Raw genomic sequence first — 17,789 nt, forward strand, 5'->3', positions numbered from 1 at the left:
AAAAATATGAGTAAGAAAATTTGTATTGTTGCTGGAGCGAGACCTAACTTCATCAAGGTGGCTCCTGTGATGAGAGCGATAGAGAATGCCCGGAATGCGGGCGGGGAGATGGAGTGCAAGCTGGTCTATACCGGTCGTGAAGACGATGAGACCCTTGAAGATTCTCTTTTCTCTGACTTGGGTATCCGCAAGCCGGATGTTTATCTGGGCGTGGAATGTGAGAATATGAATGAGCTGACCGGTATGGTGATGGCACAGTTTGAGCGCTATCTCCAGCAGAATCCTACGGATGTGGTGATTGTGGTGGATGATCTGGCTTCTACCATGGCTGTGGCTATCGTCACCAAGAAGCAGGGCGTTCAGTTGGCTCACATCGCAGCAGGTACCCGTAGCTTCGATATCACGATGCCGAAGGAAATCAACCGTCTGGTGATTGATGGACTCTCTGATATTCTCTTCACCGCAGGTATCTCCAACAACAGTATCGCCAACAAGGAGGGTGCCGAACTCTCTAAGGTCTATATGGTGGGTAATGTACTCATTGATAACATCCGGTTCCTGCAGCAGCGTATGAAGCGCCCTCAGGTGATGGACGAACAGCATCTGGAGGATGGCAAGTATATGGTGCTTACCTTGAACCGCAAGGCCATCGTCAACAATATCGATGAGATGAAGACCTTGATTTCGACGATCGACGGTGTGGCTCGACAGGCAGGCATCAAGGTTCTGGCTCCTTTGCGTGGCAAGGCATTGGGATTCGTGCTTGCCTTCAAGGCTTACCAGGATGTGGCTGACCATCAGTCAGGTATCATGGTTGTACAGCCTCAGGGTTATCTCGATTTCTCTTATCTCTCAGCCCACGCCATGGGTGTAATCACCGATTCGGGTAATGTGGCAGAAGAGGCTACCTTCAATGGAGTACCATGCATCACCCTGAACAGTTATACCGAGCATCAGGAAACCGTAACCGTAGGAACCAACGAGCTCGTTGCTGAAGATCCGGAGAAGCTTCAGCAGGCTATGGAGAAGATTGTGAAGGGTGAATGGAAGAAGGGTGGTATTCCTGATAGATGGGATGGACGGTCTGCAGAACGCATCGTTCAGATTATTTGTGGGGAATAAGTAAATCCAGACGCCCTGAAAGGGCAGAAGCTCCTAGCCCAGGGCAACACCCTGGGTAATCATGAGCGCAAGTTTGTCGCCCTGTAAGGGCAAAAGCTTTGTGTCTGAGAAGCTTTTGCCCTTACAGGGCGATTTTGCTATATACGTTGTAAACCCAGGGTGTTGCCCTGGGCTAGGAGCTTCTGGGCTTTCAGCCCGTGTGGGGCTTTCGTTTATTTCACCGGATAATCATACTGTTTGTAATAGGTAGGAGTCTTTGGGGTGTTATACCAGTTTCCTTCTACGCTTACTCCGATGGAGAAGTTCTTGTTGGTGTATCTGACTCCGGCACCTAACACATTGGCACCGGCAGCACCCATGCCATATCCTCCAGGCATCACGCCCATTCCCCAGATGCCGGGATACATACCATATCTGCCATATCCGTATGGACCATATCCGGCATAACGGTTGTAGATGGAATTGTAGTTATTGGCTACACTTACCTGTCCATATACGTATGCCTCCCAGTGCTCATTAAACTGATAGCCCAGAATGCCATACACACCACCATCCCGGAAATTATCGCCTCCGTAATTGATGTTGTTGAGATAGGTACCTAAAGCCATCCACAGCTTGTTGTCCTTGGTGAGCGGCGTGAGATACGTGGCATTGATGGTCTGGGTAAAACCGCCCCAGTGTGGCGCATGCTTGCCGAAAGTGGCGAAGACGGAAAGATCTACCGAGAGGTTCAGTCCCTTATGGAGTCCCCAGCCATATCGGTTCCAGCCATATTTGCCCCAGTCATTTCCCCAATAGTCATAGCTGTTTCCCAATCCTCCAGAATTGACCAGATTGGAGATCGGATTGTTATAATAATCACTATCCTGAGGATTCTTCAGATAACTGCCCATCTTGTAGAGTTCGTCACTGTTGGAATCGATATGCCGGATAGGGGTGTAGGTATTCTTCACCGGTTTTCCGCCATATACCACGGTTTTCCCGTCCTGATATACCGTATCGCCTGGCAACAGCCAGTCTTCCCTCGGACTATCCTGACTGTGCAGAGGTCCGAAGCTCACGTGCTGTGCCTGGGCTTTCATTCCTGTCAGTGCGAAGCCCAGGAGAAGAAGATATAATCTTTTTGTTGTCATCATATCAAATCGTTTATGTAGCCTCATTTTCGAAGCTTTTTATGTTATTCACCAATTTTTGAGCATCATTTTGCCCGTTTCTGTCATTTTGCACGCAAAGATATAAAGAAAGTTTGAGAAAAGCATAACTTTTTAGAATAAAATCATTATCTTTGCAATCAATAACATAAAAAACAGATTTAAGTATTAAGAAAATGAAAAAGATAATAACGATATCTGCCCTTTTGCTGGCTGCTTTTGCTCCTCAGGCAATGGCGCAGGAACAGACTCAGCCTACTCAGCAGACTGCCCGTCCGGCATTCGACAATGAGTTGCTCCCTTGGGAGACACCTCGTGATACCACCTGCCACGAGGTACTGCTGGAAACCACGATGGGCAATATCCGTGTGGCTCTTTATAACGATACACCGCATCACCGCGACAACTTCCTCAAGCTCGTGAACAGCGGATATTACAACGGCTGTATCTTTCAGCGTGTCATCAAGAACTTCATGATCCAGGGTGGTGATTACTCTTGTCGCAAGGTTACTCCCGGAAAGGTGGAGAAGTTTGATGTCAACTATACGGTACCAGCCGAAATCATCTATCCTAAATATTACCACAAGCGCGGTCAGCTCTGTGCAGCCCGTGAGGGGGATGATGAGAATCCAACCAAGGCATCAGCCTCTACCGATTTCTATATCACCTGGGGCAGAAACTTCTCACCCCGACAGATGGAATACTATGTAGAGAAGGAGAAGAGAGAGGGTGCGAAATCCTACGCTCTGCCATCCGAGCAGTTGCAGCAGGGTTACATCAAGCATGGTGGCGTGCCTCATCTGGACAATGGATATACCGTGTTCGGCGAGGTGCTGGAAGGTATGGATGTGGTAGATAAGATCCAGAATGTGGCTACCAACAAGGACAACAATGACCGCCCGCTGGAAGACATCGTCATCACCAGAGCCACTCAGGTGAAATAGACCAGCAAGGGGAAAATACCTAAAATGAAAACAATAACATTATAATACGGGAAAAATGAAATCTTTAAAGGAGTTATACCGAATTGGCAAGGGACCATCGAGCAGTCATACGATGGGACCTCAGCGCGCAGCTAAGCTCTTCCTGGAGCGTTGTGCTAATGCTTCGTCCTACGAAGTTACATTGTATGGTGCCCTGGCTGCTACCGGCAAGGGGCATATGACCGATGTGGCTATCGAGGAAGTGCTCAAGAAGCATATTGTTCATATCATCTGGAAGCCTCAGGTCTTCCTGCCTTTCCATCCTAACGGAATGAAGTTTGTGGGCAAGGACCTGAATGGCGACGTGATTGATGAGTGGATTGTTTATAGTATCGGTGGCGGTGCCATCTCGGATGGTTCTGATGGACAGTCGGAGTTGGGCGCTGAAGATGTCTATGACCTGAAGACGATGGCAGAAATCCAGAAATGGTGCTACGACAACGGCCGCTCTTTCTGGGAATACGTGGAGAAATGCGAGGATAAGGATATCTGGGATTATCTCCGTAAGGTCTGGGATACCATGAAGCAGTCTATCCACAATGGTCTCAGTCATGAGGGGGTCTTGCCTGGACCGCTGAAACTCCAGCGCAAGGCTGCTGTCTATCATATCAAGGCAAAGGGCTATCGTGCTTCCTTGCAGAGCCGCGGACTGATTTATTCCTATGCACTGGCGGTGAGTGAGGAGAATGCATCGGGCGGTACCATCGTTACGGCTCCTACCTGTGGTGCCTGTGGCGTACTTCCTGCCGTACTCTACCATATGCATACTGCTCATGAAATGAGCGAGGAGCGCATCCTCCGTGCTTTGGCTACTGCCGGACTGGTGGGTAACATCGTCAAGCACAATGCTTCTATCAGTGGTGCTGATGTGGGTTGCCAGGGTGAGGTAGGTGTAGCCTGTGCGATGGCTTCAGCTGCGGCATGCCAGCTCTTCGGTGGCAGTCCTGCCCAGGTAGAGTATGCTGCCGAAATGGGATTGGAGCATCATCTAGGTATGACCTGCGACCCGGTTTGCGGATTGGTACAGATTCCTTGCATCGAGCGCAATGCCTTTGCGGCTGCCCGTGCCCTGGATGCTGATCTCTACGCTTCCTTCTCGGATGGTCATCACAGCGTATCATTCGATAGAGTAGTAGAGGTGATGCGACAGACCGGTCACGATCTCCCTTCGCTCTATAAGGAAACCAGCGAGGGCGGTTTGGCAAAAGGCTTTAAAGGAGAATAATCGCCCTGAAGTCGAATACTCTGATTTCCCGGCACGCCCTGAAAGGGCAGAAGCTCCTAGCCCAGGGTAACACCCTGGGTAAAAATAGCAGTTAGCAATGCGCCCTGAAAGGGCAAAAGCTTTTTATTAATTAGATGATTTATAACAGATTAAAACGATTTAGTTTAAGTACTTTAGTAATAGCAGCCTGTCTTCTTCTGTCTTCCTGCGGCTCGGATTCTTCCGATGCGAAGAAGCAGTTGAAGGCGAAGGCTGATTTGCAGGGCGCCGTTATCGGCGTACAGTTAGGTACCACCAGCGACGGCCTTGCCACAGAGTTGGAAAAGAAAGGAGATGGCACCAAGGTAGAACGATACAACAAGGGAGCCGATGCCATTCAGGCGCTCCTCCAGGGTAAGATCGACTGTATGGTGACCGATGAGGCACCAGCCAAGGCATTCCAGCGGGTGAATCCTTCTCTCCGCATTCTGCCGGAAACCTTCGATGCCTCCTCTTTCGCCATCTGTGTGGCGAAGGATCATGCCGAATTGCGGCAGTCCATCAATCATGCCATCCGTATCCTGAAGGAGAATGGCGTCATCGATTCCATCGTCAACCGTCATCTGGAACGGGGTATTGCCGTGGCTTATACGCCTAAGACTTCGGATGTGAAGAAGGTAGGACCGGAAGCACTGCAGAAGCTCGGATTGAAGAAGAGTCTCCGCTTTGCCACCAATGCCACCTTCGAACCATTCGAGTACTACCAGGATGGTAAGATTGTGGGTATCGATGTAGATGTGGCGAATGCCATCGGCGATGTGCTGGGCGTGGATGTCGAGATTCTCGATATGGAGTTTGATGCCATCATCACTTCCGTACAGGCTGGTAAGGCTGATGCCGGTATCGCCGGTATCACCGTCACCCCGGAGCGGGAGAAGAACATCGGATTCACCGATTCCTACGCCGATGTGCGACAGGTCATCATGGTAAATTCAGAAAATGCAGAAGTAGCTGGTGCACAGCATGGATTTCTGGATAAGCTCAAGTCTTGCTTCATCGATGACAACCGCTATGAATATCTCCTGCAGGGATTGGGCAATACGCTCATCATCACCTTCTTCGCCATCATCCTTTCCGTGATTCTCGGTACGCTGATAGCCATTGTCCGTGCCCGTCACGAACGCCGTGGCGGTTGGCGCATTCCGAATATGCTCTGCCAGTTGTATCTCACCATCATGCGTGGTACACCTACCATGGTGCAGTTGCTCATCATCTATTATGTGGTCTTCGCCTCAGCCGATGTTAACAAGATTCTGGTAGCTGTCATAGCCTTCGGTTTGAACTCTGCGGCATATATTGCCGAGGTCATCCGTTCGGGTATCATGTCGGTAGATGAGGGACAGATGGAAGCGGGTAGAAGTCTCGGTCTTTCTTATGGCAAGACCATGCGACTCATCATCCTGCCACAAGCCTTCAAGAATGTGCTGCCGGCGATGGGTAATGAGCTCATCACCCTGCTCAAGGAGACTTCCATCAGCGGTTACATCGGTCTCGTGGATCTTACCAAGGGTTCCGATATCATCCGCAGCATCACCTACGAGGCAATGATGCCGTTGGGTGTGGTTGCCTGTCTGTATCTCATCATCGTCCTCGGACTGAATGCCGGAGTGAGAAAGTTGGAAAAGCGTTTGAGAAAGAGCGAAAGATAATAGAATGGATAAAATGAACGAGATAATCAAGATAGAAGGACTTCGCAAGCGCTTCGGCGACAACGAAGTCCTGAAAGGCATTACCACTTCCGTCAAGCAGGGCGAAGTGGTTGCCATTATTGGCCCGTCGGGCTGTGGCAAGAGTACCTTCCTGCGTTCCATCAATCTCTTGGAGGAACCTACGGAGGGAAAGATTCTGATCGATGGCATAGACCTTACCTCCTGGGATGTAGATATCAACAAGATGCGTCAGCGGGTGGGTATGGTGTTCCAGCAGTTTAATCTCTTCCCGAACATGACCATCCGCCGCAATATCATGCTGGCACCGGTAGAGTTGGGGAAGATGACCCGTGAAGAGGCGGATGAGAAGGCTACAGAGCTTCTCTCCCGCATCGGATTGCTGGACAAGGCAGACAGTTACCCGGATAGTCTTTCGGGCGGACAGAAGCAGCGTGTAGCCATCGTCCGTGCCCTGGCAATGAATCCGGAGGTTCTTCTTTTCGATGAACCTACTTCTGCGCTCGATCCGGAGATGGTAGGAGAGGTGTTGCAGTTGATGAAGGATGTGGCAGCTGAAGGCATGACGATGGTGGTAGTAACCCACGAAATGGGCTTTGCCCGTGAAGTTGCCAATCGTGTGCTCTTCTTCAGTGATGGCTATATCACGGAGGATGGTACCCCTGAAGAAGTCTTCAATCATCCGAAGTCTCCAAGACTCCAGGAGTTCCTGGGAAAAGTCCTGTAGGAGTTATCCTCCTAGTTTCGCAAGTAAGCCCCACACGCCCTGCAAGGGCAGAAGCTCCTAGCCCAGGGCACCGCCCTGGGTAATGTTGGCAAAAAGTAAAGTCGCCCTGAAAGGGCAAAAGCTTTGAAATTGAAAGCTTTGCCCTTTCAGGGCGACTTTTTTGTATCTGTTCTAAAACCCAGGGCGATGCCCTGGGCTAAGAGCTTTTGGGCTTTCAGCCCGTTTCAACCGTACAGTTCGTTATTTTTTAGCCTCAATGATCTCTTCAGCACGCTTCAGCGCCTTGCTGATATGATCAGTGATGTTCTCCTTGCCGAGCATATTGTAGAAGCCCGCCTTCTCCAACTGGGCATTTACCTTTTCGCAGACACCGGAGAGAACCACCTGGATATCCTCCTTCTGACTCATCTCGCAGAGGTTGGTGAGGTTGTGGATACCGGTAGAATCCACGAATGGAACCTTACGCATGCGGATGACGCGAACCAAAGGACGGTCGCCGAAGGCTGCCATCACTTCCTCAAATTTATTACCTGCTCCGAAGAAGAAAGGACCGTTGATCTCATATACCTCCACGCCCTTAGGAATCGTATAGTGCTCCAGGTTGGTAGAGAGGAAATCATATTCCTTGTTCAAATCAATCTCATCCTCAGTAACTGCCGTCACATCAGTGGTCTCGCTCATTCGCTTCATGAAGAGCAGACAGGCGATGATCAGACCCACCTCGATGGCAACGGTCAGGTCGAAGATGATGGTCAGGAAGAAGGTAATCAGGAGCACGGTAACGTCGCTCTTAGGATTCTTCATCAATGCCAGGAAACTTCTCCAACCGCTCATACCATAGGAAACCACAACCAATACACCTGCCAGACAAGCCATAGGAATATACTTGGCGAGCGGCATCAGGAAGAGGAAGATGAGCAACAGTACCACTGCATGGATGATACCTGCGACAGGAGTCTTACCGCCGTTGTTGATGTTGGTCATTGTGCGGGCGATGGCACCTGTAGCAGGAATTCCGCCGAAGAGTGGGGAAGCGATGTTCGCCAGACCCTGGGCAATCAACTCAGTATTAGAGTCGTGGTGGTCGCTGATGACACCGTCGGCAACGGTAGCAGAGAGCAGACTCTCGATGGCACCGAGGATGGCGATGGTGATGGCAGGAGATACCAGACTCTTGATGGTCTCCCAGTTCATCTCAGGAACCTGGGCAGCAGGCAACTCGTTGCTGATAGAGAAACGGTCGCCGATGGTCTCGATGCTCTCTACGCCGGCAAACTGCTTGAGCAGCAGCGCCACAACGGTCATCAGAATGATGGCGATGAGCGATCCCGGAATCTTCTTGCTGAACTTAGGAGTGATGGCGATGACCACCACGCTAACCACACCGATGAGGGCACACCAAGGGTCGATGGTGTCGAAACTCTGGAAATAGACACCCCATTTCTCCAGGAAGTCAGAAGGATTGGAAGCCAATGTCAAACCGAAGAGATCCTTGATCTGTGTGGTGAAGATGGTTACGGCGATACCGCTGGTGAAACCTACCACGATAGGATAAGGGATGTACTTGATGATCGTACCGAGTCGGAGCAGTCCGAAGAGCACCAGGAAGAGACCTGCCATCAGCGTTGCGATGGTCAATCCCTCGAATCCATACTTCTGGATGATGCCGTAGATGATGACGATGAATGCTCCTGTAGGTCCGCCGATCTGCACTTTGCTTCCGCCGAAGATGGAGATGATGAGACCCGCTACGATGGCTGTGATGATACCCTTCTCGGGTGTCACGCCAGAAGCGATACCGAATGCGATGGCCAGAGGCAGGGCTACGATACCAACGATGATACCTGCCATGAGGTCAGACATGAATGTTTTCTTGTTGTAACTCTTCAAGCAAGAAAACAAACTCGACTTAATTGCTATTGCCTTCATTTAAAAAGTTTTGTTATATGAATTAATGTGATTTTTGCTTCGTTATCCGAAAATCGACTGCAAAGGTACAACTATTATTTCATATAACAAAATCTTTTTTAATGTTTTTTAATTACTGCAGCTGAGTCATGTGATAGCCCAGTCTCTTCAGTTCCATGGCAGCACCCATCAGATACATTTGATGTAAAGCTGCAATGAAACCACGGAAAGCAGCCTCAGTACCAGGCTCATATCCCTGATGGATGAGCAGGGTATAGGTGCGTGCGGCACACTCTGCTACGATGGTAGAAGTAGCCTTGTGCTCGTTCTCGTCGAGCAGCAGAACCTGGTCGAGAATATAGTCGTCCATGTGGTCGAAATCAATGCGGTCTCTGAGGTATTCATAAAGATTATCTACCTTGCCATACAGCTCCCAGTCCTCGTCCCAGTATTTGGCGATGGCCATGCCTACAAACATAATCCATCCCAGAGCCACGGTAGGGTATTTGCTGAACTCGCGCATGGCATCAGGCAGATAGCTTTCGCCTATCTTAGCCCACTGCTCCTCGATGTCTGGAGCATCCGGAAGCTGCTCGTCAACACGTTGTCTGCCAGTAAGGTACATACTCAGATCCTGCTTGAAGATCTCTTCTATTCTTTTGCTTTTATTTTCCATATTCTTTAATGTTTTTTCTCTCTAACTGTAATTGTGGTACAAAGGTAAAACAAAAAACTCAGATAATGCCCGATTTTTACAAGTTTTAATGCTTTGTTCATCCCTGAGATAACTCAGCGTAATCTGATGGATAGATGAATAAAAATGGGTGAAATGGGGGGGGCAGTGAGATGATTCAAAAAATGAACCAGTTTTCTTTATTTTTCAAAGAATCATTTCGGAATATGCTTAATTCTTTAGTAGATAGTAAGTTGTAATACTCCGTTAGATGATGTTCCTTGAATACAAAGCAAAAAATCTGAAATATTCGCTAAAATTTTAACACATTATATTTGGTCAGATACATTATTTTTCGTACTTTTGCAGAAGATTCTGTATCTCTTGACAAGAGATCAACAGGAATCTCGAACTAAGTAATAGATAAAATGGCTTTCTAAGGCGCAATCAATATGAATAATATGTTGCAGTACCCTAGCTACGCTGTATCAGTGATGCAGCCAGCAGAAAGACATAAAAGTGTTGACGATTAGTGGAAGTTAGTCTATTGGTTTTCAATGCTGTGATACATGTCACAACCCCTTATAGTCCGGGAAGAGTCATCTTTTCAGGGGAAGCAGAGCTATATACTTTCCACAATATCGATTAATGAATTTTAGCATTTTACCTATGCCAGTATTAACAGTCAATCATTTCATCAGATATGTGGTTTATAGTACAGACCGATGTGTCCGGAGAGAATAAATCCATTGAATTCCTGAAGGAGCATTACCCGGAAGTCATCTCCGACTATTACTTTCCTTTGGGTAGGAAGACCATTCCTGCCGAAGATGGTAGCGAGAAGGTGCGTTTCGTACCCATCCTTTCAGGTCTCTTCTTTATCCGGATAGAAAATAAGAAAGCGCTGGAGCGCATCCTTTCCCATAACGGCTATTTCCGGTATCAGGGCTATGACTTTGATATCAAAACCGGGGAAACGGTAGAGCGTACCTTCTTTGCCAAGGCTCGACTGCTCTGCGCAGATAGAGAGAATTACTCCCTGGACGAGATTATCGACCTCGCCCGCATCCCGAATGCGGATATGGAGCGCTTCATCTATTATAATGAGCAGATAGCTGAAAATATCCAGGGACTGAGCATCGTAGATAAGCGGTATGATGATCTCATCCTCGAGAATGATACCATCCGCATCCTCAACGGACCGTTGAAGGGTTGGGTAGGCGTGGTGAAGCAGATCAAGAAGAATGGCAAGAAAGACCGCCACCTTCTGGTACGTTTCGGAAACAACCGCTGCCTCAATATCTCCAATATCCGCCAGTATGATATCCGGGTAGAACACGAGGCAACCCGGGGAGCCAAGTCGGAAGCGGTAGGCGTATGGCGTGCCATCGACCAGCTCATCGGTTATCTCCAGTTCCGGTATCCGGCAGAAAATGCTGCAGCCACCCTGCGTCGTCTCTTTGAGGATTACCAGAAGAAACTGACCTGCCATCGTGGCAGTCATCAGACAGACAAGGCATATAGCATTAAGAAATCAACATTAGAAGCAGCCCAGAAGAAGGAAGTGCTCGATCATATCGACGAGGCGATGCATCCCAACTTCCGCATCCTCGCCGGTTATTTCAAGACCGATAATGCTACTATCCGTGAAGGATTGAAGGAACTCATCCCCGATGTCCTGCTCCGTCCTTTTCTTACGCCAAGTACCGACATCCCGATTCCGCAGGATCAGGAATATACCGTGTTTCAGCATAATGGTATCGTTGAGCTGGTTATCCGCTGCCATCTGCAGGAATACTTCAGGGGTAAGAATTATGAGGCAGATAAATACAATCCCGTCTTCGATGAGGATTATGAGTATGATGCCCATATCGCCCTGTTGCCGACAGATGAGGGTAAGGTGAAGGCAATCACCTCATGGGGTGCTTTCTACGACCGGTATGCCATGCTCGATGAGGAAGATCACCGGAAGTTCCTCCTCGATCTGGAAACCAAGAAGTATCCTCGTCTCCTGCGTCTGCTTACTCAGGGCAGATACAGATTTGAGAAAGTCCATCAGATAGGAGGTTTCTCTCTCGATATGGATATTCCTTATACGGAGGATATCCAGGAGATGGCACGGCAGGCAGTTGGTCAGCTTCAGGCATCCGGTGATGAACCGGGCTTCTTGTCCCAGACCACGGCAGCTGCCGTAGAGATGTGGCAGGGCGCCCGACTCCTGATGTGGCGCCAATTGCTCCAGCGATATGTCCTTCTCCATAAGGTACCGGTAGCAGATCTTCCAAGTGTCATTGTCTCCGACACAGGGTTGGAGGAGAAGTTCAGGCTTCAGGAGGGTAAGCTCCAGATAGGAGAGGTTGCCCAGGCACTTCTGGAACGCCAGCAGCAGATTACTGCCTATCTGGAAAAAGGACAGTTGCAGCAGGCAGCCATCCGCTTCCTGGCAATGACGAAGGTCATCTCCGTCCATTTTGCCAAGGATGAGCTTTACAACTATATCACAGACGACTTCAATCCCAATGACACCTGTACATCGCTTTTTGACACGATAGTTCAGAAAACAGGAAAACACAGGAATGTAGTCAACTATCTGTATAAGGGAATGGTAGAGCTGCAGCAGGAAGATGCATGGACGTATTTCAAATACCCATCCTTCCTCAAGAAAGCAAAAGATGTGTATAATAAGATAAGAACTCACTAGATAATAGTGATCTTTATAATAACAAGAAAAAATATAAGTTTATGAGTCAGCAGAATAATCAGCAGAATAATCAGAACGAAACAAACAAGACTCCTTCAAATGGGATGCTGCACAAGATGAAAGTATCCCTCTTTGTCAACCGATTGACAAACTGGTATTTCTCTAAGAACGCCCTCCCATATTGGTGTATCCTGGCATTGGATAGCCTTGCTATCCTTTTTGCAGGAATTGTCGCTACTTATATAGCAGAAGGTGGAGATGCTCTGGCAGATCATTTCTGGGGTTATTTCTTCACATTCGTTTGTACCCTTCCTCTCTTCATGGTAGGAATGCGAATCTTCCATACCTATTCGGGCATCATGCGCTATTCTTCGTTTGTCGATCTGATGCGTATCTCCGCTGCCCTGATCTTGGGATATGCCTTCAATAGTCTCCTTCTTCTGGTATTGCCGGATGATTACATCTATAAGATTTCGTTAGAGGGTATCATCGTGATGCTCTTCATCTCGATGTGCGGGATGTGGACGATGCGTATCCTCGTTAAATATATGTATGATTCCACCTTTGCCGTAGATATCCGTACCCCTGTATTTATCCTGGGGGTTCGCCAGGGTGGTATTGCTCTGGCTAAGTCTATGCGCAATGGCCACCCATCCCAGTATGTCGTCAAGGGCTTTACTACCATCGAGGAAGATGTGGTAGGTAGATATCTGTTGGGTTGCGAGGTGTTCCCATACGATGAAAAGCTGATTTCCATCATGCACAGCATGAATGTCAAGACCCTCTTCATCAGCCCGCTGGTCACTGATCAGTTCCTGGAGATGCAGGATATGATAGACAAGCTTACCGCTGCCGGCATCAAGATTTTGATGATGCCAAAGGCACAGTGGTGGGACGGCAAGTCAAACATCCGTCACCAGATGATGCGTGAGGTGGATATCGAAGACCTCCTGCCACGAGATAAGATTGAGGTGGATATGGATGCCATCGGCAAGCTCCTCAGCGGTCGCACCATTCTCATTACAGGTGCAGCCGGAAGTATCGGTTCCGAGATGGTGAAGCAGATTGCCGTTTACCATCCAGCCCGCCTGGTTCTGGTAGATGCGGCAGAGACTCCTATGCACGATGTCCGTCTCTTCATGAGCAAGAACTATGCGGATATCCCATGCCAGACCATCGTTACCAGCATCACCAATGCTACCCGTATGGAGCATATCTTCTCAGCCTATCATCCAGACTATGTATTCCATGCAGCAGCCTATAAGCACGTGCCGATGATGGAGGACAATCCTTCAGAAGCCGTACAGAATAATATATATGGTACGCGCGTGATAGCCGATATGGCAGTGAAGTATGGCACCAAGAAGTTTGTGATGATCTCTACCGACAAGGCTGTGAACCCAACCAACGTGATGGGATGCAGCAAGCGAATCTGCGAGATCTACTGCCAGTCGTTGAACAAGGCGATAGTAGATGGCAAGGTCAAGGGAGTTACTCAGTTTGTCACCACCCGCTTTGGTAATGTCTTGGGCAGCAACGGTTCAGTTATTCCGATCTTCAAGAAGCAGATAGCGATGGGTGGTCCTATCACCGTCACCCATCCAGACATCATCCGTTTCTTCATGCTCATTCCTGAGGCATGTAAGTTGGTATTGGAGGCAGGTACCATGGGTAAGGGAGGCGAGATCTTCGTCTTCGATATGGGAAAGCCTGTCCGCATCGCCGACCTGGCAAAGCGTATGATAGCCCTCTCGGGTGTAGATGGCATCGACATCAAATACGTAGGATTGCGTGATGGCGAGAAGCTCTACGAGGAAGTCTTGAACGACAAGGAGGCAACGGTACCAACCCATCATCCAAAGATCATGGTAGCCAAGGTTCGTGAGTATCCATACGAGTTGGCGTGCAAGAACGAGCAGGAACTCTACGACCTCTCCTTCACCTACGATGATATGGCAGTAGTGAAGAAGATGAAGCAGATTGTTCCAGAGTACAAGAGCCAGCACTCGAAGTACGCCCAGCTTGATGCATAGCGGTTCCGAGCACCGGAGGGCGGTTACATTCCGAGAACAATATTAAGGTGTAATGGTTATGGCAATAGCTTCATTTTCTTAGAAAAAATCTATTGTCTTTAAAAGAAAGGAATTATTATGGTTGATGTAATTAAGATAGCATCTTATATCAGTCAGCGTTACGAGTATCAGTATGGTGCTCGTATTGACGAGATGAAGTTGCAAATTCTTCTTTATTTTATGCAGCGTGAGAGTATAGTTCGGACAGAGAGTCCTCTGTTTGAATCAATATTTTATGCTCATTCATTTGGACCATATCTTCCCGAAGTTCATGCCGCTTACGTTTCTGATTCGTTGCATGATATTCTGCCGTCAAGCTTTCTTGAAGAATATAGGCCCGTTTTCGATAGTGTTTTCGAGCTGCTATCAACAAAGAAAACAAGAAGTTTATGCAATCTTGTCCATGGCGAAGATTCTTGGAAGCACGCCATGATGAAAGGTGAGGGTACTCCAATGGATATCCAAGACATCAAAAAAGATGCCACCCGTTTCCGGATAAGACGTTTCTTGTTAAGCAACTTGGAGCAATTCCATAAACCGATTTACGTATGAAGATAACTGAATCACAATTGGATTTGCTAAGGAGTTTAAAGTGTGAGCGGCTCTCGTCAAATCCTGCAAATTTCTCTTTGATAGATGATTTCTACAATTCTCGTAACAATAGTCTTGTAGATACCTTGCAAGGAGATGCCTATGATGATGATGAGAATAATCGTATTGCTTATTATATAGTGAAAAGTGATAAGGATGAAATCCTTTTCTTCTTTTCACTAAAATGTGGTTTGCTTTATGATGAATTCATTGAAGGTGATCGCTTGAAAGAGATACAATCCTTTTATGACACGATACTCCGTTTAAGTTTGGATGAGACCCAATCTGCAGAAAACAAGAAGGCTATAGCCTCTATTCTAGAAAGTGTTCGTTCAAAGAAGGGTATTAAGAAGGAGGATGTGGCAAGAGTTTTACATTTATCGGTTGATTCCGAAGAATTCTCTAAAATATTCGGCAAGAATCTAAAGAATGTAGGCAAGACATTTCCTGGTGTTGAGTTGGTTCATTTTTGTGCGAATGATGCTCATCGTGATGTTTGGGATGGATATGATTTCCCTCAGAATATGGGAACCACTATATTTTGGTATTTCATAGTACCTAAGATAAAGGAACTATTGAAAATTGTAGGTTGTGAATATGTTTTCTTATTTGCAGCCGACTTGACACCTTATGAAGAATTAGTTCGCTATTATTCTGATCAGTTGAAGTTTGAGAAGGCAGATGAGCATTGTGTCGCCATTCCGATGTATGATTTCACCTGTCAATTTATGAGTCAGAAGACTTCTGAATTAGATGAGAAAAGGAAACAATTCTTTGAAGATTTTAATGGGTAGTTATCCCATCCTCGGAGGTATAATCATATAGCAAGTCATCCCTCTGCGGTCCCATCCCACAAAACCTGGCGCAGACCTCTGATGGTCCGCCAACCATAAAGCGTAGCGGTTCCGAGCACCGGAGGGCGGTTACATTCTTGTAATAATATATAAGGAAAAGTAATGAAGACAATAGATCAGATATTAAAGATAAAGGCAGTAGTGCTTTATATTCTGAAAGCATTTCCGGAAGGCGTAGATTATATTCACCTCTTCAAGGTAATGTATTTTGCCCAGCAAAATCAGTTGAAAGAGTATGGCCTGCCCATTATTTATGATACGTTTGTAGCGAGAAAGCATGGACCAGTACCAGCTTTAACCTACAAGGTATTGCGAGGAATAGAAGGGAAAGCAGACCTTTCTTCACCAGAGTTGAAAGATTTTGCAGATTCTTTGAATATAGCTATCTCACAAGATGGTCATCAACTCATTTTTGCAGCGAATACTGCTGAATGCGATATGGATGAGTTATCCAGAGCCGATGTGAAGATGCTTGATAAATGGATAGAAAGATGTAAGAATATCAATTCCTTTGATCTGTCCGACAAGTCCCACGAGGACAAAGCTTGGAAAAGGGCAAAACGCCTGTCAGACAAAACAGGCGAGGACACCAAAATTACCATGTACGATATGGCTGAAGCTGCTGGAGCTACCAAAGCTATGCTATGTGTGATTCGTGATCGTCAATCTGTTCAAAAAGCATTGGCATGGACTTAAGGGAATTACAGAAATCCTATCTTGATAATCTTCGTAAGGTTACTGAGGAAAAAATAGAAATCGGATCTTTGATCCGAACTGTTATTTCTATAGACGAGGGTCTAGTCTTTAAGGATGGAAGAAAACAGAAACCAAAGAAGTTGGTAATTATCGGAGTAGATAAAGTGGAAAAAATCTGTTATGGTTCTGTTTTGGTTAATACCAAAATGAGTCCAAAGGCAGCTTATTCCGCTTCTTTCCTTTCTGCTCAATATCTTCTTCATCAAACAGATTATCCTGAGTTCCTGAAGTATGATAGTTTTGTAGATTGCGGTATGCTCTTTTCTATTCCTGTAAAGAAGTTGATGGAAGGAGAGTATTTTGGGTGTTTATCAACCGAAGATCTCTCTGGAATCTTTGAGGTTCTTAGGTCGACCGAGACTCTTACTAATAAAGTAAAAAAGAGATTTGGCATCCTTTGAAGAAGTGCGAAGCTAAAACCTTAAAAAAGTTGTAAGGGGGGCGTAAAGACCATTGAAGGTATGTTTTCGAGAACAATATTAAGGTGTAATGGTTATGGCAATAGCTTCATTTTCTTAGAAAAAATCTATTGTCTTTTAAAAGAAATAAGAATATGGCACAGTTAACATTACAAATAGATAGTCCATCTTTATTGGAGCAATTAAAGAGCGTTCTTTCCTTGATGAAAGGGGTCAAAATCATAGCAGACAATCCATTATCTAAAAGTATAGCTCTGGAGGAAATTCCAAATGCTGAAACTTTGGCAGCAATGAAAGAGGCAGAGAGCGGACACGATGCTGGTGTCGTTCGAGTAGATAGCCTAGAGAGTTTCATGGCATCACTATAATACTTATATTTGCATGAAAAATCAATTATGAATACAGCTACATATACATTAGATGTCCCTACAACCGACATCTCACTTTTCAAGTCATTGATTAAGAAATTCGGTTGGGTTGCAAAAAAGCAAAAAGCCCCTAAAGGTTGTAGATTAGACAAGGCATTAGAAGCAGCAAAGAATGAAAAGCTCTTTGCTACTAATGATTTGGATGAATTAATGAAGAGTCTTGCAGAATGATGAAATATACAGTTAAGTATTCAACTTTTAACCGGCACCGGTACGCATAGTGACATTTTTGGTTGGTAGCCTCATTAGACGAGTTATCAAAGCAAAATGTGTTCGAATAGCAAACCTTTTCCTTGCGGTCCCAGCCCGCAAAATCTGGCGTAGACCTCTGATGGTCCGCCAACCTAAGAGCGTAGCGGTTCCGAGCACCGAGTAGGGCGGTTTTCCTCTTCTTCCCTGAGGGGAGAAGACCGAGATGAGAGGTGGAGCCTTCCTTAACGCTAAGGAAGGACGGGTAGGTTTTCGAACAAATA

General features: G+C 46.8%; 16 protein-coding genes. 13 read left to right on the top strand and 3 right to left on the bottom strand.

Annotation, left to right across the window (positions count from 1 at the left end; genetic code table 11):
• The first annotated feature begins 6 nt into the window (after positions 1–6).
• Positions 7–1,122, top strand: coding sequence for a UDP-N-acetyl glucosamine 2-epimerase (locus CFT61_RS00330; protein WP_089542515.1), 1,116 nt, complete (start codon positions 7–9; stop codon positions 1,120–1,122).
• A gap of 212 nt (positions 1,123–1,334) precedes the next feature.
• On the opposite strand, the gene CFT61_RS00335 is transcribed toward CFT61_RS00330, so the two are convergent.
• Positions 1,335–2,258 carry a hypothetical protein gene (locus CFT61_RS00335; RefSeq protein WP_176425455.1) on the bottom strand — a complete coding sequence of 308 codons (924 nt, stop codon included), beginning with the start codon at positions 2,256–2,258 and terminating at the stop codon, positions 1,335–1,337.
• 191 nt (positions 2,259–2,449) lie between these two features.
• Between CFT61_RS00335 and CFT61_RS00340 the strand changes: the two genes are divergently transcribed.
• From CFT61_RS00340 to CFT61_RS00355, 4 genes are all read left to right on the top strand, one after another.
• On the top strand, positions 2,450–3,217 hold the full coding sequence (locus CFT61_RS00340) for a peptidylprolyl isomerase (protein ID WP_089542516.1): 768 nt from the start codon (positions 2,450–2,452) through the stop codon (positions 3,215–3,217).
• 55 nt (positions 3,218–3,272) lie between these two features.
• A complete protein-coding gene (locus CFT61_RS00345) occupies positions 3,273–4,481 on the top strand; it encodes an L-serine ammonia-lyase (protein WP_089542517.1) in 1,209 nt (402 codons plus the stop codon).
• A gap of 134 nt (positions 4,482–4,615) precedes the next feature.
• Positions 4,616–6,169, top strand: a complete 1,554-nt coding sequence (locus CFT61_RS00350) for an ABC transporter substrate-binding protein/permease (RefSeq protein WP_089542518.1) — start codon at positions 4,616–4,618, stop codon at positions 6,167–6,169.
• A 13-nt stretch (positions 6,170–6,182) separates the two neighbouring features.
• Entirely contained in the window at positions 6,183–6,914 is a 732-nt protein-coding gene (locus CFT61_RS00355) for an amino acid ABC transporter ATP-binding protein (protein ID WP_297133737.1), read from the top strand.
• A gap of 240 nt (positions 6,915–7,154) precedes the next feature.
• On the opposite strand, the gene CFT61_RS00360 is transcribed toward CFT61_RS00355, so the two are convergent.
• Positions 7,155–8,843 carry a SulP family inorganic anion transporter gene (locus CFT61_RS00360; RefSeq protein WP_089542520.1) on the bottom strand — a complete coding sequence of 563 codons (1,689 nt, stop codon included), beginning with the start codon at positions 8,841–8,843 and terminating at the stop codon, positions 7,155–7,157.
• A gap of 112 nt (positions 8,844–8,955) precedes the next feature.
• The gene (locus CFT61_RS00365; protein WP_089542521.1) at positions 8,956–9,498 is read right to left on the bottom strand and encodes a hypothetical protein; all 543 of its coding nucleotides are present in this window, start codon (positions 9,496–9,498) and stop codon (positions 8,956–8,958) included.
• Between the two features lie 700 nt (positions 9,499–10,198).
• Between CFT61_RS00365 and CFT61_RS00370 the strand changes: the two genes are divergently transcribed.
• The 8 genes from CFT61_RS00370 to CFT61_RS00405 all read left to right on the top strand — a co-directional run bounded on the left by CFT61_RS00370 (position 10,199) and on the right by CFT61_RS00405 (position 17,487).
• Positions 10,199–12,196 (top strand): hypothetical protein, encoded by a 1,998-nt coding sequence (locus CFT61_RS00370; RefSeq protein WP_089542522.1) that lies wholly within the window; start codon positions 10,199–10,201, stop codon positions 12,194–12,196.
• Between the two features lie 116 nt (positions 12,197–12,312).
• On the top strand, positions 12,313–14,229 hold the full coding sequence (locus tag CFT61_RS00375) for a polysaccharide biosynthesis protein (protein WP_089542798.1): 1,917 nt from the start codon (positions 12,313–12,315) through the stop codon (positions 14,227–14,229).
• A gap of 117 nt (positions 14,230–14,346) precedes the next feature.
• Complete coding sequence (locus CFT61_RS00380) at positions 14,347–14,820, top strand: Panacea domain-containing protein (RefSeq protein WP_089542523.1); 474 nt, start codon at positions 14,347–14,349, stop codon at positions 14,818–14,820.
• Positions 14,817–15,653 (top strand): hypothetical protein, encoded by an 837-nt coding sequence (locus CFT61_RS00385; RefSeq protein ID WP_089542524.1) that lies wholly within the window; start codon positions 14,817–14,819, stop codon positions 15,651–15,653. Before CFT61_RS00380 ends, CFT61_RS00385 begins: the two co-directional genes overlap by 4 nt.
• A 162-nt stretch (positions 15,654–15,815) precedes the next feature.
• Positions 15,816–16,409: a Panacea domain-containing protein gene (locus CFT61_RS00390; protein WP_089542525.1), complete on the top strand. Its 594-nt coding sequence runs from the start codon at positions 15,816–15,818 to the stop codon at positions 16,407–16,409.
• The gene (locus CFT61_RS00395) at positions 16,400–16,870 is read left to right on the top strand and encodes a hypothetical protein (RefSeq protein WP_089542526.1); all 471 of its coding nucleotides are present in this window, start codon (positions 16,400–16,402) and stop codon (positions 16,868–16,870) included. The genes CFT61_RS00390 and CFT61_RS00395 overlap by 10 nt, the downstream gene beginning before the upstream one ends.
• 152 nt (positions 16,871–17,022) lie before the next feature.
• Positions 17,023–17,256 carry a hypothetical protein gene (locus tag CFT61_RS00400; RefSeq protein ID WP_089542527.1) on the top strand — a complete coding sequence of 78 codons (234 nt, stop codon included), beginning with the start codon at positions 17,023–17,025 and terminating at the stop codon, positions 17,254–17,256.
• A 27-nt stretch (positions 17,257–17,283) separates the two neighbouring features.
• The gene (locus CFT61_RS00405) at positions 17,284–17,487 is read left to right on the top strand and encodes a hypothetical protein (RefSeq protein WP_089542528.1); all 204 of its coding nucleotides are present in this window, start codon (positions 17,284–17,286) and stop codon (positions 17,485–17,487) included.
• Positions 17,488–17,789: the final 302 nt, after the last annotated feature.

This window comes from Segatella copri (genome assembly GCF_002224675.1).
Taxonomy (GTDB): domain Bacteria; phylum Bacteroidota; class Bacteroidia; order Bacteroidales; family Bacteroidaceae; genus Prevotella; species Prevotella copri_U.

What these genes read in the sequence shown, in the direction of transcription:
- CFT61_RS00400 (WP_089542527.1), top strand. Translation starts at nt 17,023, where the DNA reads ATGGCACAGTTAACATTACAAATAGATAGTCCATCTTTATTGGAGCAA.
- CFT61_RS00395 (WP_089542526.1), top strand. Translation starts at nt 16,400, where the DNA reads ATGGACTTAAGGGAATTACAGAAATCCTATCTTGATAATCTTCGTAAG.
- CFT61_RS00405 (WP_089542528.1), top strand. Translation starts at nt 17,284, where the DNA reads ATGAATACAGCTACATATACATTAGATGTCCCTACAACCGACATCTCA.
- CFT61_RS00385 (WP_089542524.1), top strand. Translation starts at nt 14,817, where the DNA reads ATGAAGATAACTGAATCACAATTGGATTTGCTAAGGAGTTTAAAGTGT.
- CFT61_RS00350 (WP_089542518.1), top strand. Translation starts at nt 4,616, where the DNA reads ATGATTTATAACAGATTAAAACGATTTAGTTTAAGTACTTTAGTAATA.
- CFT61_RS00375 (WP_089542798.1), top strand. Translation starts at nt 12,313, where the DNA reads ATGAAAGTATCCCTCTTTGTCAACCGATTGACAAACTGGTATTTCTCT.
- CFT61_RS00355 (WP_297133737.1), top strand. Translation starts at nt 6,183, where the DNA reads ATGAACGAGATAATCAAGATAGAAGGACTTCGCAAGCGCTTCGGCGAC.
- CFT61_RS00380 (WP_089542523.1), top strand. Translation starts at nt 14,347, where the DNA reads ATGGTTGATGTAATTAAGATAGCATCTTATATCAGTCAGCGTTACGAG.
- CFT61_RS00345 (WP_089542517.1), top strand. Translation starts at nt 3,273, where the DNA reads ATGAAATCTTTAAAGGAGTTATACCGAATTGGCAAGGGACCATCGAGC.
- CFT61_RS00335 (WP_176425455.1), bottom strand. Translation starts at nt 2,258, where the DNA reads ATGATGACAACAAAAAGATTATATCTTCTTCTCCTGGGCTTCGCACTG.
- CFT61_RS00390 (WP_089542525.1), top strand. Translation starts at nt 15,816, where the DNA reads ATGAAGACAATAGATCAGATATTAAAGATAAAGGCAGTAGTGCTTTAT.
- CFT61_RS00370 (WP_089542522.1), top strand. Translation starts at nt 10,199, where the DNA reads ATGTGGTTTATAGTACAGACCGATGTGTCCGGAGAGAATAAATCCATT.
- CFT61_RS00365 (WP_089542521.1), bottom strand. Translation starts at nt 9,498, where the DNA reads ATGGAAAATAAAAGCAAAAGAATAGAAGAGATCTTCAAGCAGGATCTG.
- CFT61_RS00360 (WP_089542520.1), bottom strand. Translation starts at nt 8,843, where the DNA reads ATGAAGGCAATAGCAATTAAGTCGAGTTTGTTTTCTTGCTTGAAGAGT.
- CFT61_RS00340 (WP_089542516.1), top strand. Translation starts at nt 2,450, where the DNA reads ATGAAAAAGATAATAACGATATCTGCCCTTTTGCTGGCTGCTTTTGCT.
- CFT61_RS00330 (WP_089542515.1), top strand. Translation starts at nt 7, where the DNA reads ATGAGTAAGAAAATTTGTATTGTTGCTGGAGCGAGACCTAACTTCATC.